Below are 25,586 nucleotides of genomic sequence, written 5' to 3' on the forward strand. Positions count from 1 at the left end.
GTCTAAAGGTCCTAAAGGCCGAGATCACCCCAACGGGCCAAATAGATCTTGAACCAGGGCGCATAAAGTTGCGGGTTTGCCACAGCATCTTTCTTCAGCTCACGCACATCGAGCCAACGCACGTCCGCCACTTCTTCGGGTGCAAGGTTAAATGCCAAGTTTTGAGTGGCGACATCGGCACGATAGACCTGAACACGCTCATGCTCGATCAGATTATTTGAGACTTCCGCATAGTATTCAACGACACGAGCGGGCGTCAGGTCGAGGGTTAAGCCAAGTTCCTCATACAGTCGGCGGCGAGCGCTATCTTCTGGCGCTTCGTTCCAATGCGGATGGGTACAGCAGGTATTAGCCCATAGGCCCCCGCAATGATATTTGCTCGCTGCGCGCCTTTGAATCAAAAGATTTGGACCGCAGAACACAAAGATAGAGACAGCGAGATGCAGAATTCCATCTTCATGCGCTTTGAGTTTCTCAATCGGAAACAAAAGTCCATCCTTACCAATTGCCGGGATGATTGGTTGGGACGTTTGGGACCTAGATTTCTTCGACAAGAGCGGCTCAACCGGGGTCGCTACGAGATGATTCACTTTGTCGACTCCCATGCAGTTGGACTTAGATCCTGATCTTTAGCCGGATTGGCTTCTAACTTTTGCGCACCCTTACTTGGCGAGGCCCACCTCCAAAGTGCGGCATCCTGAACGGGCAAGACCATAAAGAAGTGCTCCAATAGAGCTAAGGCGGCCAACGTGAATAGCAATACAAAGCCTGTTGCCATCGCAGAACCCTCGACGGCGCGATCTGCTTGAGTCATCAACCAAGCGCACAGAATGAGCGAGCCAATTACTGAAACCGGCATCAGCGCGTTCATCGGTCGCTTGGGCAGATAGGATTTGAGATGTTCCAAATGAGCTGGGAAAAATTCATCAGTCAGGTTAGGGACGCCCAGAAAGATGTTGAGCTTGGCACTGATCCGCATGGCGAATAAAATACCGAACGTCCAAGCGGCCACGGGATTTGGCTGGCCCCAGGTCAGACCGATCAGCGCTAGAAGCGTCAAAAATATCGCAATCTCATGGTGAATGACCGTCAGGGTCGCAAATTTGAATCGTGTCCAGCCTTTGGCCTCAGCGGGGCAAGCCGCAGGCCGTGGCCCAGTAATCTTGCCCATCAAGAAGCTTGCTTCATGCCAGCCCCAGATACACAATGCGCAACCAGCCGCGAAATATGCTGCTGAGGTCGTGTTCTCGTCTGCCGTCATGATTACGCCGCCTGTTGCCAGCGCTAGAACCAAAGCGAACAGGCTGAGCGCTGTGCCGTAGCTTTTTGGTGGCAAGCGCACGAGCAACAAGATTATGCCCGTGCTGAACCACCAGGCAAATACCGTCGATACAATAGGCGCAGCGAGGTTGGCGAGATCCATCAGAGATCTCGCTTATAACGAGTGCTATTGCAGCAGCCGACCATCATCGCGCCTCAGGCGTTGCCAAGAAGCGAGCGAACGCGCCCTCATTGGTTGGGCCAAAGGCACGCAAATCAATCTCTTTGCCGGTTGTGGGATCAGACATCGTCAAGCGCTTGTTCGGGTAAAGCGAGAGGTTGAACGGCACCTCTGCACCAATCTTGCGGGCCTTACGATCCCGCACAAAGCCCCGCATCACGGCACGGATGAATGCGTCTTCGCCAGGAACAATTGTATCGAGCGTAGCTCCAGTTTCGGCATTGCGCACAATGACTGAGCCGTCTGCCTCGTCGATAAAGCGTAGTTTCAAAACGGTGCTGGGAATAGGCGCCGAGACAATAGAATCCACAGGTGGATTGAGATTCTGATAGCGCCCCACGGCTGCAGCGATCAACGAAAAGGCGATCAAGCTGCCCGCAGCAAATAAGGCCCCTTTTGGAAATGGCTCATGGTCAATTGCACTCATGGTAATGTTCCTTCAGTTGGACTTTAGACGCTAGAGGTTTGCTAAGGCTCGCCCAACGCAGGCAGGGCGAGCCATCAGCAGATTAGGCAAGGGCAGGTTCTGCCCCAACGTTCCCACCGTTTGAGGCTGTCGAAGCTTCCTCGACACGTGGGGTGGTGGCATGGGTCTGCTCATGCGTGAGGCGCAGCCCTTCGGCCAACACGGCAGCTGCCTTCGTGGCATCGCGCAGGCAACGAAGTGATGGTTGTGGCTGAGAAATGAAGCCGGGACGCGCATGTGGCCACAACAAAATGATCGAGATTTTGTTGGGCTTCACCAAATGTACGGCAATATCGCCACTTCCGTCGGCCATCTGATTGACTGCAGCGCTTTCAATGATCTTGTAAGGGATATTGATTGCTTTGGTCATGGCTGCGCCAAACCGCATTACCAAGCGACGGTTGGTCAAAGTATAGACTGTGGTGCGGCTGTTCAAATAAGCTAGGCCTACCAAGATACCCAGACCAACAATGCCAATCGGGGCGACCCAAGCCGCAGCCAAAAACGCTGTTCCAAAGCCTTGGCCATTTGCTGTGCTGTCAATGACCCGCCAGGCCATCAGTAACACGAAATAGGCTGCAACCCAGTCAACCCGGAAAACACGCCGGGCCATAAGTGTCCAGTCGGGCTCTCCCTGCCAGAGGATGGTTTCGCCTGGTGGTAAGTCGCCGGGCAGACCGCGAATAGGCTCAAAGTCGTGTTCGCCGCTCATATCAATGGTTCCGAGCGGGCGGGCGTGGAATAGAGATAGCCAGCACCAAAGTAGCCAGTGATCTTTTCTTCTTCCAGCAAGGTTACTTGATCTGGATTTGCCAGAGTTGGCGCACCTGCAACTTGGTTCCCTAGGACAGCATCGAGGCGAACCCGCTTGAGGTTCTTCTGGACGACGCACATGGTCATCGGAACGAGCACATGTTTAGCAGCCCCACCTTCTGGGGTGACATCAACTTCGAGATAGCGGACTAGGAATTCGGCCCGATCTACCCAAATGTCGTTAATCACCCCAGCAGATGAACCGTCGAGACCCACCAAAGCAAAGCCGCGCAGGTCTGGATCCTTCTTGTCGATCGAATAATCTGTCGCGAGCCGAAGCGGTGCAAGGCGCGTTGTGCCATGATTAGTCATGTCTGGCTTATCCGCGCGCATGGCATAAGCGCCGGGACCAATGCCGGCTGATAAGGGATTGCCATCGGGCTCAATTGGCGAACCAGCCCAAGGGGCCGTGCGCTTAAATTGAGTCGCATGAGTGTCGCGCGAGTCGTCTGGCTTCACCAACTTGCTGCCGTTAGGCAGATTGAAGGTCTTTGGCGTAGATGGAAACAAACCGCCTGGGGTCGATTCCAAAGCGCCAGTAACATCATGTTCCAGTGGGAAACCTTCGCGCCGGCCTTCGCGCAATAGGTAAAGTACCAACAGGAGGAAAAAGCCAAAGAAGAGATAGAGAACTATCTCTGTGACATCCACGGTCCCCGCGAAATATTGGTTATACATGTCACTTCTCCATCGTAGTTAGAGGGTTGGGAATTCCGAGAGCCCAAAGCGGCGCTCCCGTGTTTTGTTGAGTTCTTGTGCTTCACGAATTTTTGATGGGCCCGGCGCGTGCTTGGCGAGCGGACCGATCGCCACGAGAGCTGCAAACAGCAGTCCGATTTCCAAATGATAGACAATGCCATAGCTTGTAGCTTGGCCACTGAAGGCTGGTCCCAAGGCCCCAGAAACAGACAATTGGGCACCAAAATCGCGAATGCCGCCGCCAAGCGCGATGCCAAGGCCCGCGGCTGTCGCCTGCACACCGCCCCACGCCCCGAGGGCAAGGCCGGACTGCTGGCCGTCACCAGCTAAAGCCATGGCAGCGGTTAGCGTGCCAATTGAAAACAGGCCGCCACCCAGGCCGATCCCCATCACGCCTAAGCAGAAGAGGGGGGTCAAGGAGATTGCCCCGGCGAAAATGACACAGGCAAAAGCTACAATGCCTATAAGTGCGCCATAACCTGCGAGCCGATGCGCTTCGCCTTCTCGGCTGAGTTGTTGGGAGGCAAACGCAAATCCGGTCAAAGTCCCTGCAGCCCAAAGCGCGGTCAAGGCAGTTGTAGAACCGACATTCATCCCCAGAACTTCAGCGCCATAGGGCTCTAATAGGACATCTTGCATCGCAAAAGCACCGGCACCGAGGCCTGTGGAAACCAAGAGGCGCACCGTACGCCCTTGCTGCATGAGCAAGTTCCATTGTTCTTTAAAGACGGGCCGCTCGCGGTCTGGCGCTGTTAGGGTTGGATTGCGAGCTTCCTGCTTCCACACCGCGACTGTATTGAAAACCAACGAGACAACCGCAGCACCTTGGATGACTTGGATCAAGCGCATGGCGTTGAAGTCCACCAACAAACCGCCCAAAACCAAGGATGAAATCAACATGCCAACTAAGAGCATGACATAAAGAAGTGCGACGACGCGTGGCCGAGTCTCGTCTGTCGCGAGGTCAGTCGCCAAGGCCAGGCCAGCGGTTTGTGTGGTGTGCATTCCAGCGCCGACAAGCAAGAAAGCCAGTGCCGCTCCGATGTGTCCAAAGATGATCGGCCCACGCCCATCGCCTGACAGGATCAGCAGTGCGAACGGCATGATCGCTAGACCACCGTATTGCGCGATCGTGCCCATAAAAATGTAAGGCGCACGACGCCAGCCCAAATAGGACTTATGCGTGTCGGACTTATAGCCGATCAGCGCGCGCAAGGGCGCAAACAAAAGCGGCAGCGACACCATTAAAGCGACCAAAGTGCCACTCACACCCAGCTCAACAATCATAACTCGATTGAGCGTCCCGGTTAACAAGACGGCGGCCATACCAGTGGAGATTTGGAACAAGGATAAGCGCAAAAGCCGACTAATCGGCAGATCCTTACTAGCTGAGTCCGCAAAGGGCAGCATACTTACAATCAGCTGTCGCCACGCATCCGCAATTTTTTGGGCCTGAGGTGTCATGATTGCTGCCCTGCCCAATTGGTGCCTGGGGCCGTCATTGAAGGTGACATTTGCCCGCTCTGCGAACCCGCCTCATTTTTCTTGCCTTCAAGGCGGGCAACGCGCAGTTTCCATAGGAATTGCGCGGCATTGACTAGATAGGTCCCATAGGCGGCGACCGCGATGTAGACTTGTTGCTCCGGCGTCCACCAACCCTTCAGGAGGGCAACGACATAAAGTGTCTGAAGTGCGAGGACCAACATCGAAAAGACGTCTTCCCAGAAAAAGGCCTCAACAAAGAGCCATTCATCGAAGACAACTTTTTCCCAAATCGACCCCGTAATCATGATGGTATAGAGCAAGAACGTCTTGATCAGGATGGACGCTGTGGCGACCTCATACCCCTTTCCAGTGGTGAGATAATAAGCAACCAAGCTTAAGCTGATTAGGAAAACCAGAAATTGTAGCGGTGCTAAAATAGCTTGAACCAAAGTCCAAGGCGTCGCATCGCGCCGCGCCCTTTGTTCGGGCGTGTACAAGGGTTTTCTTGGCGATTTAGACCGTTCTGCGGCCACCGTTGATGCTGAACTGACGGGTAGGTTGGACAAAACACAGTCAACACCAGCTTGATCTGCGCTGAAAATCTCCACTGAATGAAACCCTTTGTGCCTCGCACCATGCTCTATCGCAGGCGCAGCTTCGCACTCGCAAAATGAATGCGAAGCTGTTGATTTTAATAAGGTATGCAAGGATTGCATTCGTGATTTCCGGTGACGTCCGGCGAAAAATGCCCACGCCATCCCGCAGTTTCGCACGCCCCCCTTGATTGTCAAGTTATTTGGACGCCTAATAAAACTGACACTTTTTGACATTTGGGGATAAAATTTTTAATTTGGCTCTGGCTCATATTGAATCTTCGTGTAAGCTTACAAAACCAGAGGTCAGAAAAAGCTTTAGCAAAAGGGCACCTGCTCTGGTTTGGGATGACCTGATGACTGTTTTCCTCGTAAGGCGGGAACTAACAACAGGGGGCAGCGCGTAGCTGGACGCGTACGAGACGGTGTGACTCCGAAAACTACCTGGAGAAGCAAATGTCCAATCAAGACACCTTGGTGCACCTGGACCCCAGAAGCCCCGACCAAGAGGACATCAAGCAGAGCTCGACGTCGGCTTGGAACTCATCCGAAACAGCACACGGACAGGTCACAGAAAAATCTACCGATGTGAAGATTATGGAGCTGCTGGCGCAAATGGTTGAAGGTGACATTATTCCGCGCCTCATGCTGGCCCATAAAACCCATCGCGAACAAAACAACAGCCAGGCTACGAGCAAAGAGTTGGGGCAGAATGCCATCGTGGATCTCGCCCACATATTGCTCACGCATGAAGTGGATGATGTGGAATCGATCCTTCATGCTTATCTGAACTCGGGTATGCGTCTGGATGAAGTCTATGTAGACCTGATGGCACCTGCTGCGCGGCATTTGGGCGCGATGTGGGAAGATGACACGGCAACATTTTCAGACGTCACAATCGGCCTTGGTCGGATGCAGACGCTTCTGAACCGATTAAGCGATACCTATCGCAACGAAGAAAATGTTCGCGCAGATTTGGCGTCGGGTCTTTTTGTGACGCCTGCAGGTGAGATGCATAGCTTTGGCATCCGCATGGTGGACGAATTGTTTAAACGGGCGGGCTGGAGAACCCTGTGCGAACCCAATTCCCGGATCAATGACGTCTTGGCTATTGTGGGCAGTGAGAGCTTCCATATCCTCGGAATCGGCATTTCTTGCGAGGCTCAGGTCCCATTTGTCAAAGAATTGATCCGTCAGGTACGAAAAGTCTCACACAATCGCCATATTCTCGTGTTGGTTGGAGGAAGTCACATTGTTGGGCGGCCCGAACTGGCCGCAATCATCGGGGCCGATTTCTCTGCTAGTGACGGCAGAGAAGCTATCGCAATCGCTGAAACAGTCATATACGAGCACACCCACCGGCATTAATCGTCTATGCTAGTTTCAAGGTTATCAACGCACAAATGGAACATCGCCCCCCCAATCAAAACTTCGGCCCATTGCTGCAACCCGCAGCGCTTGGTGACTTAGAGGCTTCGATTGCGGTAAAGGTTCTCGCCGCTGGCGGGGACGTAGCGATCGTCATAGATCGTGACGGCGTGATCTGCGATCTGGCGGTCGGCAATTCAGACCTGCAGCTCGATGACTTCGAAAGCTGGGTCAACAAGCCTTGGTCCGATACGGTAACTCAAGATAGCCGTCCAAAGGTCGAAGAGATGCTGCGAGATGCTGCATCAGACAAGGCGATCCGTTGGCGGGAGCTCAACCACCCATCTCGGCGGGGCGACTCTGTTTCTTTGCGCTATGTTGCCGTGGGAACCGGGGATGACGGTCGAATTATCGCGATTGGCCGCGACCATCGTGCCGCGTCGGTTTTGCAACAACGATTGCTGCAAGCACAGCAGTCGATGGAGCGAGACTATGCGAGGATGCGTACGTCTGAATCACGCTACCGCATGCTGTTTCAATCGACGAGCGAAGCGGTTCTGATTATTGATGGGTCCACCCGTCGGGTTGCAGAGGCAAATCCAGCTGCAGATCGCTTGATCGGTGGAGATGGATCGCTTGTGGGCAAGCCATTTTCACGCCTTTTTGCGGTACAAAATCAAGAAGATGCTGCGTCACTTCTTTCGGTCGCGCAGGCATCAACCAGCCGCGCAGCGCCGCAAACGAATCTTACATCTAATGGTCGACAGCTGAATGTGAGTGCTTCCTTGTTTCGGCAGGACCGCAACATGCACTTCTTGGTTCGGTTGGTTCCAGCCGAGCGGTCAGAGCCTATTGCGGTAGACAGCAACCACCGCATGTTGGCGGCGATCAATCTTTTGCCAGACGGCCTCGTGGTCACTGATCGCGAATTGAACATTCTCACGGAAAACTCCGCTTTCCTCGATCTCGTACATTTACCAACGCCTGAGCAAGCAAATGGCGAAACATTGACACGGTTTTTGGGGCGTCCTGGTGTTGACCGCAACATCCTTCTCGAAAACCTTGTGAAGTATGGCGTTGTCCGCAATTTCCCGACTGTCTTGCAAACCCAATTTGGTGAGTTGGAAGATGTTGAAGTCTGCGCTGTATCGGTTACCGAAGGCGAAGATGGCTTCTATGGCTTTAGCATCCGACGCGTTACCCGCCGTGAGATGGAGCGTGGCCAACAGCCACTAGAGCTGGTTCGTTCACCGGCTGACATGAGTGAATTGGTAGGCCGTGTTTCTCTGAAGGAAATCGTCCGCGATACAACAGATTTTGTTGAGCGACTTTGTATCGAAGCTGCCCTTGATCTGACGGGTAATAACCGCGCCTCGGCGGCTGAGATTTTAGGTGTGAGCCGACAAAGCCTCTATTCCAAGCTCCATCGTTTTGGAATTGGCAATTTTGAGGATGACGGGCAGTAGGCCGCAGCTACACCTTCACCAATCAATGTGGCAATAAGTAGCAAGTTCTTGCGGGCGATGGTCCAAGTACGCCTTGGTTAAGTGCCCAATTGTATTGAAAATACAGCCTTTTTTCAAAGCACTGTCAAAGCCATTTAGTGTCGATTTTAATTGACACTTTTAAGTGTCCAACATAGGCTCGCCCTATGAATGAGACAATAGCTCCCTCGGTGCGATCCAATCTGCCGTCACCCAAAGCGGTGCTGGAGCTGTTTAAGCCCATCACGTGGTTTGCGCCCATGTGGGCTTTCATGTGTGGAGTCGTCTCCTCTGGGGCCCCGTTTTCAGAGAAATGGCCGCTGGCATTGGCGGGCGCAATTTTGGCCGGGCCGATGATTTGTGCAACCAGTCAAGCCGTAAACGACTGGTTTGATCGTCATGTCGACGCCATAAACGAACCTAATCGGCCGATCCCTTCTGGGCGTATTCCCGGCCGTTGGGGCTTATGGATCGCAATGGTCTGGACGGTGGTGTCCTTGTCTTTCGCGGCGACTTTGGGACTATGGGTATTTGTAGCCGCAGCGCTGGGCATCGTGCTTGCTTGGGCCTACAGCGCGCCGCCATTTCGCCTCAAGCAAAGCGGTTTGTGGGGCCCGGCCTCTGTCGGATTTTCCTATGAAGGGCTGACGTGGTTTACGGGGGCCGCCGTTGTCACCCAGACTCTGCCGGACGTAAAAATATTATTGCTCGCGGGCCTCTATGCCGCTGGCGCGCACGGCATCATGACTTTGAATGACTTCAAGGCAGTAGAGGGCGACCGCCAACTTGGCCTTCGGTCCTTGCCGGTTGTGATGGGTGTCGACGGTGCCGCGCGATTTGCTTGTTTCGTGATGGCGGTGCCGCAGGCTGTCGTGATTGGCTTGCTCATCTATTGGGGGCTCTTGCCATATGCCGGTGGCGTGCTGATCGCACTGCTTGCCCAATTTGCGCTGATGCGTCGCTTATTGAGCGACCCTTTGAAACACACGCCTTGGTACAATGCGACTGGAACTAGCCTCTATGTGCTGGGAATGCTGGTCAGCGCCATTGGCGTCGGATCCCTGCTTGGAGGACATGCATGACCCAAATTCCGCACAAGCCCTTGGGTTGGCTCGGTATTGCTCGGCTTGGGCTTGTTCAAAGTGCGCTTGGGGCCGTCGTCGCGCTGACGACTTCAACACTCAATCGCGTCATGGTGGTTGAGATGGCTATGCCTGCGATGCTGCCTGCTGCCCTCGTAGGCCTGCACTTTGCGGTACAAATCACCCGTCCACATTGGGGATATGGTTCAGACCTCGGAAGCCGTCGTACACCTTGGATTATTGGTGGCATGGCTTGTCTGTGCTTGGGGGCCTTAGGGGCAACCAACGCGGCTCTCATGTTGGCCAGCACGCCTGTGCTTGGTCTTTTGATTTCGGTTCTGGCCTATTTGATGATTGGGATGGGCGTTGGCGCATCTGGCACATCTTTGTTGGCCTTATTGGCAACCCGCGTAACGCCAGAGCGGCGGCCCGCTGCTGCCTCGATCACGTGGGTCATGATGATCTTGGGGATTGTGATTTCCTCTATCTTGGTTGGCAAAATGATTGAGCCGTTTAGCGCGCAGGCTCTGGCCTTTGCGGCAACGGGGGTGGCAGGTTGTGCCTTCTTGATAACATTGGCGGCTGTCCATGGCATTGAATTGCCTAAGGGGGCCAAGCCCATTGCCGCTGAGCCAGAGGCAGACGAGGGCCCGCCAGTCCCGTTCAGGCAAGCACTAAAGGAAATTTGGGCGGAGCCCTTGGCGCGTAATTTCTCGATTTTCGTCTTTGTGTCGATGTTGGCCTATAGCGCTCAAGACCTGATTCTAGAGCCGTTTGCCGGCTTGGTTTTCAATATGACGCCGGGCCAATCCACCCAAATGTCGGGCATGCAGAATATGGGTGTTCTATTGGGTATGATCCTTACAGGGGCCATTGGTGGGCGCAGCACGCGCGCCGGCAAAAGCTGGATGGCGGCCTGGGCGATCTTTGGGTGTCTAGGCTCCGCACTCGCGCTCCTGGCTCTTGCCGCAGCAGCAGAAGTCGGACCGGGCTGGCCTATTAAGCCAACAGTCTTTGCGTTGGGTTTTGCCAATGGGGTCTTCGCCGTTTCGGCCATCGGTTCCATGATGGGACTTGCGGGAAATGGTCAGAAGTCGCGGGTTGGTATCCGCATGGGTATTTGGGGTGCGGCCCAAGCGATTGCCTTTGGTCTTGGTGGCTTTTTCGGTGCGATGGGCGTTGACGGTCTGCGTGCCGTGCTACCGGAAACCGGCCATGCCTTCCTCGTCGTCTTTGTGATTGAGGCCGGCCTCTTCTTGGTTTCCGCCTATCTTGCCAGTCGCCTCGATGACCAGAGATCCGGCGACCGCGCGCAGGCAACTGGCCCAACCCAACTCATCGGGCATGGTTCCCCAATGGCACAAGGATAAGACGATGGCACAGCCGGCAGAATTTGATGTCATAGTCGTTGGCGGTGGCCCATCGGGCGCAACCGCGGCGACCGATCTTGCAATGCAAGGTCATCGTGTTTTGCTGCTAGATAAGGCTGGCCGGATCAAGCCGTGCGGCGGGGCTATTCCACCCCGTCTGATGCGCGACTTTGATATCCCAGCACAATTATTGTGCGCGCACGCCAACGCGGCGCGCATGATCGCGCCCAGCGGCAAGGTCGTTGATATGCCGATTGAAGGCGGCTACGTCGGCATGGTCAATCGCGACACGTTCGATGAATTTTTGCGCGAACGGGCTGCCAAGTCGGGTGCGGAACGTCGCAAGGGTGAGTTTGAGCGGTTGGAGCATCAGGCTGATGGCCCAACTGTGATCCATTACGTCGATAGTGAAGGCCATGCTCAACAGGTCACCGCCCGCTATGTCATCGGCGCAGATGGGGCGCGTTCCAAAGTCGGCAAGCAAACCATCAAGGGTGCCGAGAAAATCCCCTGCGTTTTTGCTTATCATGAGATTATCGCCGTACCAGAGACTCTGTCCGGCGATTTCGACCCCAGCCGTTGCGATGTCTATTATCAAGGCCATTTATCGCCAGACTTTTATGCTTGGATTTTTCCGCATGGATCGACGGCCAGCATCGGCGTTGGTAGTGCGCAAAAGGGCTTCTCCCTGCGCGGTGCGATCAAGGATTTGCGCGCCGCTTCGGGTCTAGATGTCAATGAGACTGTGCGAACCGAAGGCGCACCTATTCCCCTAAAGCCTCTCGATCGTTGGGATAATGGCCGCGATGTTCTGCTGGCGGGCGACGCTGCCGGCGTAGTCGCGCCGTCTTCGGGTGAGGGCATTTATTATGCCATGGTCTGTGGCAGGGAGGCCGCTGCGGCGGTGTCCGAAGCGCTCGCAACTGGCAAGGTCTCTGCGCTCAAGCTCGCCCGCAAACGCTTCATGAAGGCGCATGGCAAGGTCTTCTGGGTTTTGGCTATCATGCAGCATTTTTGGTACCGCAGCGACAAGCGGCGGGAGCGTTTTGTCCAAATGTGTGCTGATCCCGATGTGCAATATCTGACGTGGCAGGCCTATATGAACAAGGAATTGGTGCGTGCAAAGCCAGCGGCCCATGCCCGCATCTTCTTGAAAGATATGGGGCATTTGCTGGGCCTGTCGCCCACCTGACGCAAGAAATGCCGCACGTCCATGCCTGAGATCCTGCCGCCTATCGTCACCCAATTGTTCGTTTCTGGCCTAGCGATAGATCTGGCGTTGGCAGCCATCTTGCTGGAGTTTTTGGTCCTTTGTTGGCTTGGTAAGAGCGGCACTTTGGCAACCCGCGCTATCACGCTCTTGCTAGCTTTGGGCCCGGGTGCTTGTTTGATGTTGGCGCTGCGCGCGGCATTAACGGAATCAAGCTTAATCTGGGTGGCCTTCTTCCTCACGCTATCGCTGCCGTTGCATTTAATGGATTTGGCGCGTCGTAAGATCTAGCGGCAAAATTTCGCTGGTTTGTCTGCCACATGCAAAAGGCGAGATGCCTGAGCATCCCGCCTTTAAAGTTTCAGTCGCCAAAGTAAATCGGCTGAGACTGCACCCCAAACTTAATTGGTGTGGGTCTTCAAATAGGCTACCAAGTCCGCGCGCTTTTGCGAATCCTTGACGCCGACGAAGGCCATGATCGTGCCTGGGACGCGGGCTTTTGGATTTTCGAGATAGGTGTAGATTTCTTGCTCGGTCCAAGTGATGCCGGAGTTTTTGTTGGCTTCAGAATAACGGAAGCCTGCAACCTGGCCAGCTGGGCGGCCAATGATGTTGTGCAAAGATGGGCCTACTTTGTTCACACCTGCGGTCACGACGTGGCAGGTTTGGCACTGACGGAATACGGCTTCACCCTTTACTGGGTCACCCGAGAGAGTTGCGCCGGCTTTGTCTTTAATCGCCAGAACCATTGCGCCAGCGGCAGGCGCGGCAGCAGCAGCGGCTGGAGCCGCAGCTTCATCTGCTGGAGCAGCGGCAGCAGCCACTTCATTGGTCGCAGGAGCCTCAGCGGCAGGAGCGGCAGCAACTTCGTTGGTTGCAGGAGCAGCAGCTTCGGTAGCTGCAGCAGGTGCTTCTGCCTTCTGGCTTGCTTGTTGGCCACAGCCGGCCACCAAGGCCAAAGCCGCGAGCGAGACAGCAATTCCAGAACCCAAAATTTGTCTTTTCATGGTTTTTCCTCTCAAAATCGGCGTGCGAGCCTTCTGATCATTGTACTTATAGTGCGAATTCGCTTGAGGTCCAGAGTCACGGACCTGTGATCATCGCAAAAACCGCTGGTTGGATTGGCGCGCCAGTAAACATGCCAGTAAACATGATTGTATCGACTTTTATTTGTGGCCCTTTTTTGCGGAAAAAGAAGGGCCAGAATTGCGCTGTTGCGGGTATTTGATGGAACGCAAATACGAGAGAGGCTTAAGAATCAGGGGCGGACACGCGCGGGTTGCGACGACCACATCGCGGCCATATGGTTCTTGACTTGCTATAGGGTGCGTTGTCGTTATTGATCTGGGGACAAGGCAGCGCCACTTGGAGCGCGGCCGTGCTCGACAGATTGTTTATTCGGAGAAGTCAGATGGATTTTGGTCAACGCGTACGACATAGTCTGGCTGGTCTGAAGCGTATGGTGACCCCGCGCCCACCCCAAGACCCGTTTGCTTCCGCTGAGGCCGCGCCCGCCGCTGCGCCTGTGACGACGAAGCCAAAGCAAAGTTGGCAGGGCTGGGCAATTGCCGCCGTCTTGGTTGTGGTTCCAATCTATTACATCTTGGGCGCCGTCCTCACCCATCGCATTAATGATGATTTGAATTTCAAGGCTGACGATCCGGGGCCTGGTGCCTCACGGACCATTGCCGTCATTGCAGGCTTAATCGATCGCGAGATCAACCAAACGGCTTGGGCACCTAATACCCAACCCTTCCAGCCCGCTGCTTTGTTGCGCTATGGCGGCAATATGGCCAATTTTCAGTCCGGCATGGTCAAGGCTTTGTCGAATATCACGGTGGAAATTGAGAGCTATGTGGGCCGTTCGCGCGGTACCTCCGCAGCCGATCCGGACTTGGGCCGCGCCCGGCAGGGTCTGTCCCGTCAGCCCGACACATGGCTCCTCGACCCTTGGCCAACCTCGTCTGCAGACCAAGAATATCGTAAAGCGCGCACCGCATTGATCGCCTACAATGCGCGGGTAGCGGATGGTCGGGCAGTTTTCGATGTGCGCTCAGACAATCTGCAAGCGCTCTTGGCGCGATCAGCCTTGGATCTTGGATCGTCATCTGACGCTTTGGAGAAACAAATCGGGGCAGGCCGCAAAGTTTTTATCGATCGGCGGGCTGACAAGTTATTCTATTTCGTCAAAGGCCAGTCCTATGCTTATTTCATCGCGCTGCGCGCCGTGCGCGAAGACTTCAAGGATGTTATCGTCGAGCGGCGCGTCGCAGCCCTTTATGATGCCATGTTGGCAGACCTCGCTACCGCAGCCAGCTTGCAGCCTTTGATCGTGCAGAATGCCTCACCAAATGCGCTCTTGATGCCAAATCATTTATCGACTGAGGGCTTCTATTTGCTTCGCGCGCGGTCAAAACTGCGCGAGATCACTGACATTCTTCAACGCTAAAGGGTCTAGGGCATGGGCGAGCGCAAACTTCTTTGCATTGCGGACGACAGCCCAGAATGCCGGGCCGCTGTCTATTTCGGCGCATTGCGTGCGGCCAGTACCGACGCGAAGTTGATCATTCTGCGTGTGGTAGAGCCGATGGATCCGGGCCTTTGGTCAGCCATGGGCGAGGCGATGCGTGAGCGTATGCGCCTTGAAGCATTAGATGATTTGCAGGAACTCTCCGATGTTGCGTGGCAAGCTGCTGGGCTCGCGCCTGAATTAGTGGTGCAGGAGGGCACGCTAGATCATCAAATTCGCGCCTTCATTGATGCAACCCCAAGCGTGAAAACCCTTTTGTTGGCGGCAGCTTCGGGGCGCGGTGGCCCTGGGCCTTTGGTTGCTGCAGCCATGCGCGGCGGCTTTGGCTTTGGAGCTCGTGCTGTGGCGATTATGATTGTCCCAGCGGGACTGAGTGATGAAGAATTGGCAGACCTTGCGACCTAGCGCATCCAGATGTGCCGCTAGATCCTGAAACACGTTGAATTTCCCTAACAAGAGGCCCATGTCTATCTCATGTTTATTCAAACCGAAGCCACTCCGAACCCTGCCACTCTGAAGTTTTTACCCGGACGCGATGTACATCCAGCCGGGGCAATCGAGTTTAACGACGCCCAAGCAGCCGCAGCTTCGCCGTTAGCTGCTGCCTTGTTCAAAATTGACGGGGTCCGCCGCGTCTTCTTTGGCGCAGACTTCATCACCGTTACGAAAGATGCAGAGATCGATTGGCCACATATCAAGCCATCGCTCTTGGGTGCGATCATGGACACATTTGTCTCGGGTGCGCCTGTGATGACCGGCACCGTCACGTCTGAACCAACTTCTTCAGCAGGTGGCTATAGTGGTGATGCGGCCCAGATCGTGCGCGAGATCGAAGAATTGCTGGCGACCCGTGTGCGCCCTGCTGTTGCACAAGACGGTGGCGACATTGATTTTGACCGGTTTGAGCCAGAAACTGGCACCGTCTATCTGAGACTTCGCGGCTCTTGCGCCGGCTGCCCCTCGTCGACGATCACATTGAAGCAGGGGATTGAGAACATGCTCAAGCATTATGTCCCTGAAGTGTTGCGGGTTGAACAGGCTCTGTAGACCAATTGCTTGTTTTGAAGGGGGATTGTGATGGGCGCGCTTGACGATACAGCTTTGCACCAAATGTTTGTGGATGCTCGTACCCGTAATGGTTGGGTTGAGGAGACTTTGCCCGAAAGCTTGATGCGTGCGGTCTATGATCTCACAAAATGGGGCCCAACCAGCGCTAATTGTTCGCCTGCCCGTTTTGTCTTTATTGGCTCGCCAGAAGGCAAGGCTAAGCTTAAGCCTTATTTAGCCCCCGGCAATGTTGACAAGACCATGTCGGCACCTTGGACGGTCATCATCGCAAGTGATCCAAAGTTTTACGACAAAATCCCAGAGCTGTTCCCGCATAATCCAGATGCCGCTACGTGGTTTTCGGGTATGCCTGACGGCGGCGCAGAAGCTGCCTTCCGTAATGGTACGCTGCAAGGTGCCTATTTGATGATGGCGGCCCGTGCGCTTGGGCTAGATTGTGGCCCGATGAGCGGCTTTGACAATGCCGGCGTAGATCGGATTTTCTTTAGCGAGAACGGCTGGAAATCTAATTTCCTAGTCAATTTGGGTCATGGAACAGACAAGGATTTGTTCCCACGCTTGCCGCGTCTGTCATTTGAGTCTGCTTGCCAAGTTTTGTGATCGGAAAATGATCGACAGACCCCGCAAAATAACCCAACAATAGTCAAATGTCAGAAACTGAGATCCTTGCTGGAGAGAGTGTCGACCGCGCAGAGCCCCTGCACGAAGCGATATACCAAGAATTACGGGCGCGATTGTCGCGTGGGGCTTTTGCGCCTGGTGACAGTCTCAGCCTGCGGTCCCTTGCAACAGAATTAGGCGGCAGCGTTACCCCGGTGCGCGATGCAGTCTGGCGCCTAACGGCTGAGCATGCCTTAAGCATGGGGGCAACTAGGCGGATCACGGTGCCAGAAATGGACCGGACCGGGATTATGGAATTGATGCGCGCACGCACGCTTCTGGAGCCTGAGGCGGCAGCAAGGGCGTTACCCTTCATTACTGCTGAGCATCTCCAAGCCATGACTGCAGCCAATGACGCGATGAATGAGGCGCTGCGGCAAGGCGACATCGTAGGCTATATGTCTAGCAATCATGCTTTCCATTTTGGGCTATACCGGGCTTGCCCGTCCAATGTCGTCGTGCCGATGATTGAAAGCATTTGGGTGCGTTTTGGCCCCTTTATGCGCTTGATGTTTCCGGATGCAGTTAATGACCTCGATCTATCCGATCGCCACGGCGACGCACTTAAGGCACTTGAGGCCGGTGACGAAGCTGGATTGCGGGCAGCCATTGCCGCAGATGTGCAAGATGGCCTCGATTGGATGATAAAGCGCATTTAATGCCGTTTTTGGCTTGACCAACCCCACCCTTAGAACGTTATAACAATTCCTGAGGTGGAATGTGCCGATCGTCCGGGAGAAGTTGGGGGAGTTTAAGGCGCGCGAAAGCGCAGCCTATCGGCAAAGCCGACCTCTATCTGCTGCACGCGCAAATCAAGAAAACGGCTTCTTTGGCGGTGTTCCTCAGCATTGGATGCTGGACTGGCCAATGCCATTCCCATTGGTCGTCCAGCAAGCAAGCGGCACCAACCTGACAGACCTTGATGGCCATATTCTCACCGACCTTTGCTTGGGTGATACGGGGGCCATGTTTGGGCACAATCCAGAACCCGTCGCAAAGGCCGTGCAGGCTCAAGCCTCGCGGGGCTTGACCTCAATGTTGCCATCTGTCGATGTCGAAGAGGTCGGGAGTCTTCTGCAGGCCAAGTTTGGTATGCCCTATTGGCAGATTACCTTGACCGCGTCAGACGCCAATCGCTTTGCCCTTCGCGCCGCGCGGGCCATTACCAAGAGGGCTAAAATCCTTGTGTTTGATGGCTGCTATCACGGTGCAGTAGATGAGACGGCGGTCAATCTGACGGCTGGCCGGACGGTCGCCAAGCCCAGTCTTTGGGGCCAAGCCTATGATTTGGCGGCAGTGACCACATGCGTGCCCTTCAATGATGTCGAAGCGTTAGAGGCTGCGCTGAAGAGCGACGAAATCGCTTGCGTCATTATGGAGCCTGCGCTGACCAATTGCGGGATGGTAGCACCGGCGTCGGGCTTTCTGGACGAGGTCCGTCGCCTAACCCGTGTCCACGGCAGTCTTTTATTGATCGATGAAACCCACACGCTTTCAACCGGTCCCGGCGGCTGGACGGGCACTTATGGCCTTGAGCCTGACATTTGGGTTGCGGGCAAGGCAATCGCTGGCGGAATTCCTACCGGTGTCTGGGGCTTTACGGAAGACATGAAGCGCGGGATCGAGCGGGTGCGCACCGAGATACCCGCGGGGCATTCTGGTGTCGGCACAACCTTGTCAGGCTCTGCCCTACAAATGGCAGCACTACGCGCTTGCCTGCAGGACGTCATGACCGAGACCAATTATGCCGCCATGATCGCCGGGGCTATTGCGTTGGAAGATGGCCTAAATGCCTTAATCGCAAAGCTCGACTTGCCGTGGTCGGTTATTCGATTGGGTGCTCGGCTCGAGACAGTGTTTGCTCCCAGCTTGCCAACAAATGCCGAGCAAATGCGCGCAAGCTTTGATTATGAGCTTGAGGCCGCGATCCACCTTGGACTTTTAAATCGCGGCTTCTTGGTTACGCCCTTTCACAACATGCTGTTAGCGGGGCCTAGCCTATCCAGAGAAGCTCCAGCAGCTTATGTTGCTGCCCTTAATTCCATTCTCAACGAGATTCTATAGCGGAAACTGGTGACCTATGTCGTTTGAAACAGACCCTAGCATCCACAAGCGCCTTGAAGCTTGGATCAAAGAGAAAGGCGTATCTGAAATAGAGCTGATTTTGCCGGATATGAACGGCATTATCCGGGGCAAAGTTGTGCCCGCTGCGCGCTTTTTGAAGGGGGTGTCAAACCACACTTTGCGCATTGCCTCGTCCATCTTGCGCGTAACGGTTACGGGTGAATATCCAGATGCGGAATCCGACGATGAAGACGGGTTTTCCGGCACCCTCGACCCTGATTGCGTGCTTGTGCCGGATCCGTCCTCTATCTGTGTGGCACCCGGCTACCGCACCCCGACGGCTTATGTGGTGACAGATGCCTACACCCATGCGGGTAAGCTGATTGATATCGCCCCGCGCCAAGTTCTGCGTCGGGTGCTGGACCTTTATGCGGAGCGCGGTTGGGAGCCTGTGGTCGCGCCAGAAGTCGAATTCTTCCTGACGGCCCGCAACATCGACCCTGATTTGCCGCTTGAAACCCCGGTTGGACGGTCCGGCCGCGCCGAAACCGTGTCCCAGCCTTATGGCCTCGAGGCGATCAACGAATATGAAGATCTAATCGAGCAAATCTATGAATATTGCGAGATTGCCGAACTCGATATCGACACCATGATCCACGAAGCCGGCGCCGCTCAGTTGGAGGTTAACTTCAATCACGGCGATGCGCTGGAGCTGGCCGATCAGGTTTTGATGTTTAAACGCATCGTGCGGCAAGTGGCCTTATCTCAGAATGTCTATGCCACCTTCATGGCCAAGCCGATGGATAATCAGCCTGGTAGCGCCATGCATATTCACCAGTCCTTGGTGGACAAGGAAACTGGCCGCAATCTGTTTGCCAATACCAATGGGACAGACAGCAAATTGTTCCGATCCTTCGTGGGTGGCTTGCAAACCTATCTACCTGATGTGGCACCGCTATTTGCACCCAATGTGAACTCATTCCGGCGGATGCGGCCGCAGTTTGATGCGCCAATCAACGTGCAATGGGGCCTCGATAACCGTTCGTGCGGTCTGCGGACACCGATCAGCGACGGGCGCAACCGCCGGGTTGAAAACCGTTTACCCGGGGCCGACGCGAATTCCTATCTTGCGATCGCCTCGTCTCTGGCATGCGGTTATGTCGGCATGGTGCAGGGCCTCGAGCCGGGTCCGCTGATCACAACATCGGCCTACCGGATGCCCCGCTCACTGCCTCGCACCTTGGATGAGGCGTTGGGTCGTTTCCAAAACTGTGAACCCATGCGAGAAGTCTTGGGTGAAGAATTCTGTCGCGTGTTTGCTGCCGTTAAGCTGGACGAGCTTGACGCCTTCGAAGGGGTCGTTTCGGCCTGGGAACGCGAACATTTACTCCTGAAAGTCTGAGGTCCTATTTTGTCTAGAAAGCCAACCCAACACACATACGGCATTGCTACTAAAGCAGAGGCAGAAGCCTTTCTGGCGGCCAATCCCGGCGTCAACTTTATCGATATTCTCTATAATCCGATGAGTGGGCCGCCTCGCGGCAAGCGGATTCGTCCCCACGAGCTTTTGACGGTTTATGGTCATGGCCGCTATTTGCCGGGTTCTATCACGGTAGTGGATATGCAAGGGGCCGATTGCGAAGCAACCGGGCTTGTCTGGGAAGATGGCGATGCCGACCGCTTGGCTAAGCCAGCGCCCAATACCCTGTTCAAGGCACCTTGGTTAGGCGACGACATCGCCCAGTGTGTTCTGTCGCTCTACGAGCTTGATGGTCCGGGCAGCGACCTTGACCCGCGCAATGTCCTGCAACGTGTTTTGGATCGGTTTGCTGCCGATGGACTCACGCCAGATGTGGCATGCGAGCTTGAGTTCTATCTTCTTGATCAACGCTATGCGGGTCAGGCTCCGACCTTGCCGTCTTCGCCCGTCACAGGTCACACGCCCAGTGGACATGAAGTTTATGGCCTGCGTGAGCTTGATGATTACATGCCGTATCTGCGCGACCTCTATGAGGCAGCGGAAGCGCAAGGATTGCCGATTGAAGCGGCGATCAGCGAATTTGCTCCGGGACAGTTGGAAATCGGTCTGGAACATCGTGCGGACGCACTGCGTGTGGCCGATGAAGCTATGATGTTTAAGCGCCTCGTAAAAGGTTGTGCCGTCAGTCACGGTCTGGAAGCCACTTTTATGGCGAAACCGTTTGAAGGGCGCGCCGGCAATGGCCAGCACCTGCACGTCTCGGTCCTTGATCAAGACGGGCGTAATATTTTCGCCAGCGAAGATCCAGAAGGCACGCCTGCGCTCCGCCATGCGATTGCGGGAATGCAGCAGTTACTCCCCGCAGGCATAGCCATTTTTGCGCCAAACCAGAATTCCTACCGTCGCTTTGTTGGTAATTCCTATGCCCCAGTGGCAGCGACCTGGGGCGTGAATAACCGGACGGTTGGCTTGCGCGTCACGGCGGGGCCGCCAGCTAGCCGACATGTCGAACATCGGGTCTCCGGCGCGGACGCAAATCCATATCTGGCATTGGCTGCCATGCTGGCAGGAGTCCACTATGGTCTAACGAACAAGCTTGATCCTGGCCCTGCAATTACGGGCGATGGATATGCCCAGGCTGATAAGGCACCCGTAGAATTGCCCAAGAATTGGTTTGCAGCGGTGGACACTTTTGCGTCATCTGAAGTCCTGAAAGACTATCTGGGTGCCCGTTTTCAAGCCATGTATACAATCGTTAAGCGGACTGAACAGGACCGCTACTTCGCACATGTTCCACTTGCGGATTATGATTGGTGTTTCCGCAACGCCTAAACCTCCGATGTAACCAAAGAAGGAGATACGTGAATGACTGAACGACCACTGTCACGTGAAGAAGTTGATCTGTTCCTGCGGCTCCGACCCCATTCGCGTCGGGCATTCATGGCCGCATTTGGTGCAACGGCCGCGGCTTTAACTCTCTCAGCCTGTAAGCCCGCTGAGCCGGAAGCAAAGACCGAAGGCAAACTGGTTATTGAAGGTTCTGAGGGCAACAAGCTCGCCTTCTATAATTGGGACACCTATATCGGCGAAAACACTTTGGCAGACTTCAAGGCGGCTAGCGGTGTTGAGGTCAACATGACCCTTTTTGCCAATAATGACGAACTGTTTGCGAAATTCCGCGCGGGGAACCCAGGCTTTGACGTCATCATGCCGTCCAATGAATATGTCGCCCGCATGATTGAGGCTAAAATGTTAGCCCCATTAGATCATGCAAAAATCCCGAACAAAAAGAACCTTCTGCCAGAGTTCCAGGATGCAGACTTTGATCCCGGCCGTAAATATTCCATGCCCTACACGTGGCTGGTACTCGGCATCGGCTATCGTAAGTCAGCCATGAAGGGCGGGGTCATTCCCGACAGCTGGAAATACCTCTACGACAGCGACGAATATAAAGGTCGCCTATCTCTTTTATCTGAAAGCGCGGACGTATTCCGTTTGGGCTTCAAATATTTGGGCAAGAGCGTGAATGACGCGACACCTGAATTGATCAAGCAAGTTGAAGACATGCTGATCAAGCAAAAAGCCAATATCAAAAACTTCCATGATGATAATGGCCAGGACCTCTTGATGTCGAAAGAAGTCGATATCGTGCTCGAGTACAATGGCGATATTGCCCAGAAAGAGACTGAGGATCCCGACTTGGCCTTTGTGGTGCCAAAAGAAGGGTCGCTCTTGAACTCTGACTGCATGTGCATCCCAACCGGGGCACCAAACCCCAATAACGCGCATGCATTCATTAACTTCCTGTTGGATGGTCAGAATGGGGCTAACATCACTAAAACCATTTTGTATCCAACGCCAAACGCTGCCGCTAAAGCGCTGATGGATGATACTTACAAGAATAACCCAACCATCTTCCCGCCGGCTGATGTGATGGCCAAGTGTGAGTATGGAAAATATGCAGGCTCAAAGATTACTCAGGCCTTTGAGGCTGCGATGACCCGAGTCCGCGCCGCCTAAGCGGCCACAACTTGCAAGTACAATGGGGTGTCGGCTTCCGGCACCCCTTTTTGTTTGCCCTCTGTCAGGGCTGAGGCTACAGTCTCCATGAAACTCAGGCGATCAGATCTGGGCAACAAACTTAGGGAGTGACCATGACAAATGCTTACATCATTGACGCCTGCCGTACCCCTCGTGGAATCGGGAAAGTTGGCAAGGGCGCGCTCGCCCATCTGCATCCGCAACATCTGGCCGCGACGGTTCTGAAAGCCATCGCAGATCGCAACGGTCTCGATACCGCGACAGTCGACGACATCATCTGGGGCACGAGCTCTCAACGCGGTGCGCAGAGCTGTGACCTAGGGCGGATGGCCGCTTTGGACGCGGGGTATGACATCAAGGCATCCGGCGTGACCCTCGATCGTTTCTGTGGCTCGGGCATCACCACAGTTAATCTGGCTGCCGCGCAGATCATGTCGGGCATGGAAGATTGCGTGATCGCTGGCGGTACTGAAATGATGAGCTATACCGCAGCCACGGCTGATTTAACCGCACCACCAATGCTGGATGCTGGCAATAAGAGCCTGCGTGAGAAGCATCCCCAATCGCAACAGGGGGTCTGCGCCGATGCGATCGCGACGATTGAAGGCATTGATCGCGAGGCCGTGGATACACTGGCATACGTCAGCCAGCAGCGCGCAGCCCACGCTATTTCCGAGGGCCGCTTCGACCGTTCGCTTGTGCCGGTTCAGAATCTCGATGGCACGGTCGCGTTGGACCGCGACGAATTTCCCCGTCCACAAACGACACTTGAAAGCCTCAACGGCCTCAAGACCGTCTTTAACATGTGGGCAGAGATGAAAGTCGACGAGAGTGGACGGACCTACGGCGATCTGATCACCAGCAAATATCCAGAGCTCAAAGGCGCGATGAACCATGTCCATCACGCTGGCAATTCGTCGGGCGTTGTTGACGGTGCCGCGGCCCTACTGCTCACATCAGAGGCTTATGCAAGGGCTCATGGCATGAAGCCGCGCGGCCGTATTGTCGCGACCGCCAATGTTGGCGACTGCCCCACCTTGATGCTGAACGCGCCGGTGCCTGCGGCCAAGAAAGCACTGGCTAAAGCGGGGCTAACGGTGAGTGATATTGATGTGTGGGAGATCAATGAAGCCTTTGCCGTTGTGGCAGAGAAATTTATCCGTGACCTCAAACTGGATCGTACCAAGGTCAACATCAATGGGGGTGCGATGGCACTTGGTCATCCAATTGGTGCCACGGGTTCGATCCTGATCGGCATGGCGCTTGACGAGCTTGAGCGCTCCGGCGGGCGCTATGGCTTGGTGACCATGTGCGCGGCCGGCGGTATGGCTCCGGCTATCATTATCGAGCGGGTTACCGATTTCTAAGCTAGTTGGTGACGGGAACGGCGGGCAGCGTGACAGCTGCTTCGCCGGGTTCGACAAACTGTCGTGCAATCATCAAGGTGAAGGTCGAGCCGATTCCGACGCTGCTCTTCACCATGAGGTCGCCGCCCATGAGGTGAGATAGCTTATGGCTAATGGCGAGACCCAGCCCAGTACCTTCGACCGAGCGTGTCAAACTCGTATCGCTTTGGAAGAAGGGCAAGAAGATGCGCGGCAAGTCTTCTTCCGCGATACCAACTCCGGTATCGGCAACGTCGAAGGCTATCCATTCTTGCTGTTTGCCACCTAAACGACAGGTCAGCTTAATAGTGCCTTTGTTGGTGAATTTTGCGGCATTTGACAGCAGGTTTAGCAAGCATTGGCGTAGCTTGCCTTCGTCATTGAAGGCTACAAGCTCAAGCGTCGGGTCGATTTCCAGCTCGCATTGGGTTTGACTGGCTGCAGCCAACGGGATGATTGCGTCGAGTGCCTCTTGCGCAACCGAACGTACATCAAAATGCGCGGGGCGGCACACTTGCTCATTGGCTTCCATTTTTGAGATGTCGAGCACTTCGTTGATCAGACCAAGTAGGTGACGGGCTGCATTGCGGATTTTCTCAAGGTCCGCCTCGGTTGAGCCCAAGTCACCAGACCGTACGTCTTCCCCAACCATCTCGGCATAGCCAATCACCGCATTCAGAGGCGTGCGCAATTCATGGCTCATCGTCGCTAGAAAACGTGACTTGGCGCGATTGGCTTCTTCTGCGACTTTTACGGCCTCTTCCAATTCGCGTGTGCGCTGCACGACGCGATCATCGAGTTCGTCAGCGAGGCGAAGCGCTTTGCCTTGTGCCTCAATCAAATCTTCAGATGACTGGAATGAAGCTCTCGTCAGCACCACCGTGTTGACGCAGAGGAGAAAGGCGAGAAAGCCTAGCAAGTAACCGACCCAGCCATCAGCAAGACGAAAAGCGCAAAGGATTACGGCCAAGGTTATGACGGGTAGTGTGCAATAGACCATGTTTCGATCCAGCACGTGCTGGCCGCAAATGACCAACAAACTGCCGCATGCGAAGATGAGTCCGAGACTTGGGCCCGGATCAGGCGCAAAGGCGAGCGCGAGAAAGGGCGTGGCATAAAGCGCCACCAAGCCAATAATCGCGCGAATGGTTAGCCGTTTGATCCGCGGCAAGTCTTCGAGGTCTAATTTCTCGGGGTGATCGATTTTGTCGCTCAGCCAGCGATAAAATGTTCCTTCTAGCGCCCAGCCAATTGTCATAGCGGCAACGCAGAATATCCACCACTGGCCAGGGACGGAAATACCAACCGCTGTCGTCGCTATAAAGATCGAGCCGATCCGAGTTAAGGCGTGCTGACCCCAAGCTTTGTCGCGGCAGTGAACCACCGCCATATAATCATGGTTCATGCTTAGGTTGCTAGCGTGCATGGCGATTGGTCGGCTCAGTTTGTTGCAATGGTGTCGGCCAATTAACCTTGTAATGCTTAACAACTGGCCAATTTATGTCGGCTGGATTGGTGGACAGTGCCAGCATTAAAGGCACTCCAAACCCAAGCCTACTCCAATTCTGATACTTGTTCTGGCACAATATAACCAAATGCCCGCGCGTTAAAACAAGATTCATTGCGGGCTGTTAGTCTAGCTCCATGGTAGGTGCCCTTTCTCGCTTTTTGAGTTTTGCTTTGGATCGTGTGACGCTTGATCCAGCGAGCGCGCAGGCGGCCATTCGAATCACAGGTGTTCGGCAGGCACTTAAGAACACGCGGGTCCACTGGTCTGCCAGCTTTGT

Annotated in this window: 25 protein-coding genes; 16 read left to right on the top strand and 9 right to left on the bottom strand. The window is 54.8% G+C overall.

The window, feature by feature from the left end:
• Window positions 1-11: 11 nt before the first annotated feature.
• The 7 genes from ACOVRA_RS14965 to bchF form a co-directional block, all read right to left on the bottom strand.
• Window positions 12-590, bottom strand: a complete 579-nt coding sequence (locus ACOVRA_RS14965; protein ID WP_290802048.1) for an isopentenyl-diphosphate Delta-isomerase — start codon at window positions 588-590, stop codon at window positions 12-14.
• Window positions 587-1,423: a putative photosynthetic complex assembly protein PuhE gene (gene puhE, locus ACOVRA_RS14970; RefSeq protein WP_421720994.1), complete on the bottom strand. Its 837-nt coding sequence runs from the start codon at window positions 1,421-1,423 to the stop codon at window positions 587-589. The genes ACOVRA_RS14965 and puhE overlap by 4 nt, the downstream gene beginning before the upstream one ends.
• Before the next feature lie 43 nt (window positions 1,424-1,466).
• Window positions 1,467-1,928 carry a photosynthetic complex assembly protein PuhC gene (gene puhC / locus ACOVRA_RS14975; protein ID WP_421720995.1) on the bottom strand — a complete coding sequence of 154 codons (462 nt, stop codon included), beginning with the start codon at window positions 1,926-1,928 and terminating at the stop codon, window positions 1,467-1,469.
• 82 nt (window positions 1,929-2,010) lie between these two features.
• Entirely contained in the window at window positions 2,011-2,679 is a 669-nt protein-coding gene (gene puhB / locus ACOVRA_RS14980; protein ID WP_290802042.1) for a photosynthetic complex putative assembly protein PuhB, read from the bottom strand.
• Entirely contained in the window at window positions 2,676-3,458 is a 783-nt protein-coding gene (puhA, locus tag ACOVRA_RS14985) for a photosynthetic reaction center subunit H (protein WP_421720996.1), read from the bottom strand. The genes puhB and puhA overlap by 4 nt, the downstream gene beginning before the upstream one ends.
• Before the next feature lie 18 nt (window positions 3,459-3,476).
• Window positions 3,477-4,943: a BCD family MFS transporter gene (locus ACOVRA_RS14990; RefSeq protein ID WP_421720997.1), complete on the bottom strand. Its 1,467-nt coding sequence runs from the start codon at window positions 4,941-4,943 to the stop codon at window positions 3,477-3,479.
• Window positions 4,940-5,461 carry a 2-vinyl bacteriochlorophyllide hydratase gene (gene bchF / locus ACOVRA_RS14995; RefSeq protein WP_421720998.1) on the bottom strand — a complete coding sequence of 174 codons (522 nt, stop codon included), beginning with the start codon at window positions 5,459-5,461 and terminating at the stop codon, window positions 4,940-4,942. The genes ACOVRA_RS14990 and bchF overlap by 4 nt, the downstream gene beginning before the upstream one ends.
• Window positions 5,462-6,013: 552 nt before the next feature.
• Between bchF and ACOVRA_RS15000 the strand changes: the two genes are divergently transcribed.
• From ACOVRA_RS15000 to ACOVRA_RS15025, 6 genes are all read left to right on the top strand, one after another.
• Window positions 6,014-6,925, top strand: a complete 912-nt coding sequence (locus tag ACOVRA_RS15000) for a cobalamin B12-binding domain-containing protein (RefSeq protein ID WP_421720999.1) — start codon at window positions 6,014-6,016, stop codon at window positions 6,923-6,925.
• 35 nt (window positions 6,926-6,960) lie between these two features.
• Window positions 6,961-8,391, top strand: coding sequence for a transcriptional regulator PpsR (gene ppsR, locus ACOVRA_RS15005; protein WP_421721000.1), 1,431 nt, complete (start codon window positions 6,961-6,963; stop codon window positions 8,389-8,391).
• 185 nt (window positions 8,392-8,576) lie between these two features.
• Entirely contained in the window at window positions 8,577-9,491 is a 915-nt protein-coding gene (gene chlG / locus ACOVRA_RS15010; protein WP_290802025.1) for a chlorophyll synthase ChlG, read from the top strand.
• On the top strand, window positions 9,488-10,861 hold the full coding sequence (locus ACOVRA_RS15015) for a BCD family MFS transporter (RefSeq protein ID WP_421721001.1): 1,374 nt from the start codon (window positions 9,488-9,490) through the stop codon (window positions 10,859-10,861). Before chlG ends, ACOVRA_RS15015 begins: the two co-directional genes overlap by 4 nt.
• A gap of 4 nt (window positions 10,862-10,865) precedes the next feature.
• Window positions 10,866-12,053, top strand: a complete 1,188-nt coding sequence (locus ACOVRA_RS15020; protein ID WP_421721002.1) for a geranylgeranyl diphosphate reductase — start codon at window positions 10,866-10,868, stop codon at window positions 12,051-12,053.
• Window positions 12,054-12,074: 21 nt separating this feature from the next.
• Window positions 12,075-12,362 carry a hypothetical protein gene (locus ACOVRA_RS15025; protein ID WP_421721003.1) on the top strand — a complete coding sequence of 96 codons (288 nt, stop codon included), beginning with the start codon at window positions 12,075-12,077 and terminating at the stop codon, window positions 12,360-12,362.
• Window positions 12,363-12,472: 110 nt separating this feature from the next.
• Here ACOVRA_RS15025 and ACOVRA_RS15030 read toward each other — a convergent pair whose 3' ends face one another.
• Entirely contained in the window at window positions 12,473-13,078 is a 606-nt protein-coding gene (locus ACOVRA_RS15030) for a c-type cytochrome (protein WP_421721004.1), read from the bottom strand.
• Window positions 13,079-13,482: 404 nt separating this feature from the next.
• Between ACOVRA_RS15030 and ACOVRA_RS15035 the strand changes: the two genes are divergently transcribed.
• From ACOVRA_RS15035 to ACOVRA_RS15080, 10 genes are all read left to right on the top strand, one after another.
• Window positions 13,483-14,520, top strand: coding sequence for a DUF2333 family protein (locus ACOVRA_RS15035; protein WP_421721005.1), 1,038 nt, complete (start codon window positions 13,483-13,485; stop codon window positions 14,518-14,520).
• A gap of 12 nt (window positions 14,521-14,532) precedes the next feature.
• Complete coding sequence (locus ACOVRA_RS15040) at window positions 14,533-15,006, top strand: universal stress protein (RefSeq protein ID WP_290802009.1); 474 nt, start codon at window positions 14,533-14,535, stop codon at window positions 15,004-15,006.
• Between the two features lie 69 nt (window positions 15,007-15,075).
• Window positions 15,076-15,648 (top strand): NifU family protein, encoded by a 573-nt coding sequence (locus ACOVRA_RS15045; protein ID WP_290802007.1) that lies wholly within the window; start codon window positions 15,076-15,078, stop codon window positions 15,646-15,648.
• 30 nt (window positions 15,649-15,678) lie between these two features.
• Complete coding sequence (locus ACOVRA_RS15050; RefSeq protein WP_421721006.1) at window positions 15,679-16,269, top strand: malonic semialdehyde reductase; 591 nt, start codon at window positions 15,679-15,681, stop codon at window positions 16,267-16,269.
• A 47-nt stretch (window positions 16,270-16,316) separates the two neighbouring features.
• A complete protein-coding gene (locus tag ACOVRA_RS15055; protein WP_290802001.1) occupies window positions 16,317-16,988 on the top strand; it encodes a GntR family transcriptional regulator in 672 nt (223 codons plus the stop codon).
• Between the two features lie 61 nt (window positions 16,989-17,049).
• Window positions 17,050-18,393 carry a transaminase gene (locus tag ACOVRA_RS15060; RefSeq protein WP_421721007.1) on the top strand — a complete coding sequence of 448 codons (1,344 nt, stop codon included), beginning with the start codon at window positions 17,050-17,052 and terminating at the stop codon, window positions 18,391-18,393.
• Window positions 18,394-18,409: 16 nt separating this feature from the next.
• Window positions 18,410-19,795 carry a glutamine synthetase family protein gene (locus ACOVRA_RS15065; RefSeq protein WP_421721008.1) on the top strand — a complete coding sequence of 462 codons (1,386 nt, stop codon included), beginning with the start codon at window positions 18,410-18,412 and terminating at the stop codon, window positions 19,793-19,795.
• Window positions 19,796-19,804: 9 nt separating this feature from the next.
• Window positions 19,805-21,205, top strand: coding sequence for a glutamine synthetase family protein (locus ACOVRA_RS15070; RefSeq protein ID WP_421721009.1), 1,401 nt, complete (start codon window positions 19,805-19,807; stop codon window positions 21,203-21,205).
• 33 nt (window positions 21,206-21,238) lie between these two features.
• Window positions 21,239-22,393 (top strand): ABC transporter substrate-binding protein, encoded by a 1,155-nt coding sequence (locus tag ACOVRA_RS15075; protein WP_290801991.1) that lies wholly within the window; start codon window positions 21,239-21,241, stop codon window positions 22,391-22,393.
• Between the two features lie 134 nt (window positions 22,394-22,527).
• Window positions 22,528-23,781: an acetyl-CoA C-acetyltransferase gene (locus ACOVRA_RS15080; protein ID WP_421721010.1), complete on the top strand. Its 1,254-nt coding sequence runs from the start codon at window positions 22,528-22,530 to the stop codon at window positions 23,779-23,781.
• Between the two features lies 1 nt (window position 23,782).
• On the opposite strand, the gene ACOVRA_RS15085 is transcribed toward ACOVRA_RS15080, so the two are convergent.
• The gene (locus ACOVRA_RS15085) at window positions 23,783-25,204 is read right to left on the bottom strand and encodes an ATP-binding protein (RefSeq protein WP_421721011.1); all 1,422 of its coding nucleotides are present in this window, start codon (window positions 25,202-25,204) and stop codon (window positions 23,783-23,785) included.
• Window positions 25,205-25,586: the final 382 nt, after the last annotated feature.

The sequence above is a fragment of the Aquidulcibacter sp. genome (genome assembly GCF_049239865.1).
Lineage (GTDB): Bacteria > Pseudomonadota > Alphaproteobacteria > Caulobacterales > Aquidulcibacteraceae > Aquidulcibacter.

Coding starts and splice junctions, on each gene's coding strand:
- puhE (WP_421720994.1), bottom strand. CDS start 1,423: ATGGATCTCGCCAACCTCGCTGCGCCTATTGTATCGACGGTATTTGCC.
- puhC (WP_421720995.1), bottom strand. CDS start 1,928: ATGAGTGCAATTGACCATGAGCCATTTCCAAAAGGGGCCTTATTTGCT.
- puhB (WP_290802042.1), bottom strand. CDS start 2,679: ATGAGCGGCGAACACGACTTTGAGCCTATTCGCGGTCTGCCCGGCGAC.
- puhA (WP_421720996.1), bottom strand. CDS start 3,458: ATGTATAACCAATATTTCGCGGGGACCGTGGATGTCACAGAGATAGTT.
- ACOVRA_RS14990 (WP_421720997.1), bottom strand. CDS start 4,943: ATGACACCTCAGGCCCAAAAAATTGCGGATGCGTGGCGACAGCTGATT.
- ACOVRA_RS15000 (WP_421720999.1), top strand. CDS start 6,014: ATGTCCAATCAAGACACCTTGGTGCACCTGGACCCCAGAAGCCCCGAC.
- ppsR (WP_421721000.1), top strand. CDS start 6,961: ATGGAACATCGCCCCCCCAATCAAAACTTCGGCCCATTGCTGCAACCC.
- chlG (WP_290802025.1), top strand. CDS start 8,577: ATGAATGAGACAATAGCTCCCTCGGTGCGATCCAATCTGCCGTCACCC.
- ACOVRA_RS15015 (WP_421721001.1), top strand. CDS start 9,488: ATGACCCAAATTCCGCACAAGCCCTTGGGTTGGCTCGGTATTGCTCGG.
- ACOVRA_RS15020 (WP_421721002.1), top strand. CDS start 10,866: ATGGCACAGCCGGCAGAATTTGATGTCATAGTCGTTGGCGGTGGCCCA.
- ACOVRA_RS15025 (WP_421721003.1), top strand. CDS start 12,075: ATGCCTGAGATCCTGCCGCCTATCGTCACCCAATTGTTCGTTTCTGGC.
- ACOVRA_RS15030 (WP_421721004.1), bottom strand. CDS start 13,078: ATGAAAAGACAAATTTTGGGTTCTGGAATTGCTGTCTCGCTCGCGGCT.
- ACOVRA_RS15035 (WP_421721005.1), top strand. CDS start 13,483: ATGGATTTTGGTCAACGCGTACGACATAGTCTGGCTGGTCTGAAGCGT.
- ACOVRA_RS15040 (WP_290802009.1), top strand. CDS start 14,533: ATGGGCGAGCGCAAACTTCTTTGCATTGCGGACGACAGCCCAGAATGC.
- ACOVRA_RS15045 (WP_290802007.1), top strand. CDS start 15,076: ATGTTTATTCAAACCGAAGCCACTCCGAACCCTGCCACTCTGAAGTTT.
- ACOVRA_RS15050 (WP_421721006.1), top strand. CDS start 15,679: ATGGGCGCGCTTGACGATACAGCTTTGCACCAAATGTTTGTGGATGCT.
- ACOVRA_RS15055 (WP_290802001.1), top strand. CDS start 16,317: ATGTCAGAAACTGAGATCCTTGCTGGAGAGAGTGTCGACCGCGCAGAG.
- ACOVRA_RS15065 (WP_421721008.1), top strand. CDS start 18,410: ATGTCGTTTGAAACAGACCCTAGCATCCACAAGCGCCTTGAAGCTTGG.
- ACOVRA_RS15075 (WP_290801991.1), top strand. CDS start 21,239: ATGACTGAACGACCACTGTCACGTGAAGAAGTTGATCTGTTCCTGCGG.
- ACOVRA_RS15080 (WP_421721010.1), top strand. CDS start 22,528: ATGACAAATGCTTACATCATTGACGCCTGCCGTACCCCTCGTGGAATC.
- ACOVRA_RS15085 (WP_421721011.1), bottom strand. CDS start 25,204: ATGAACCATGATTATATGGCGGTGGTTCACTGCCGCGACAAAGCTTGG.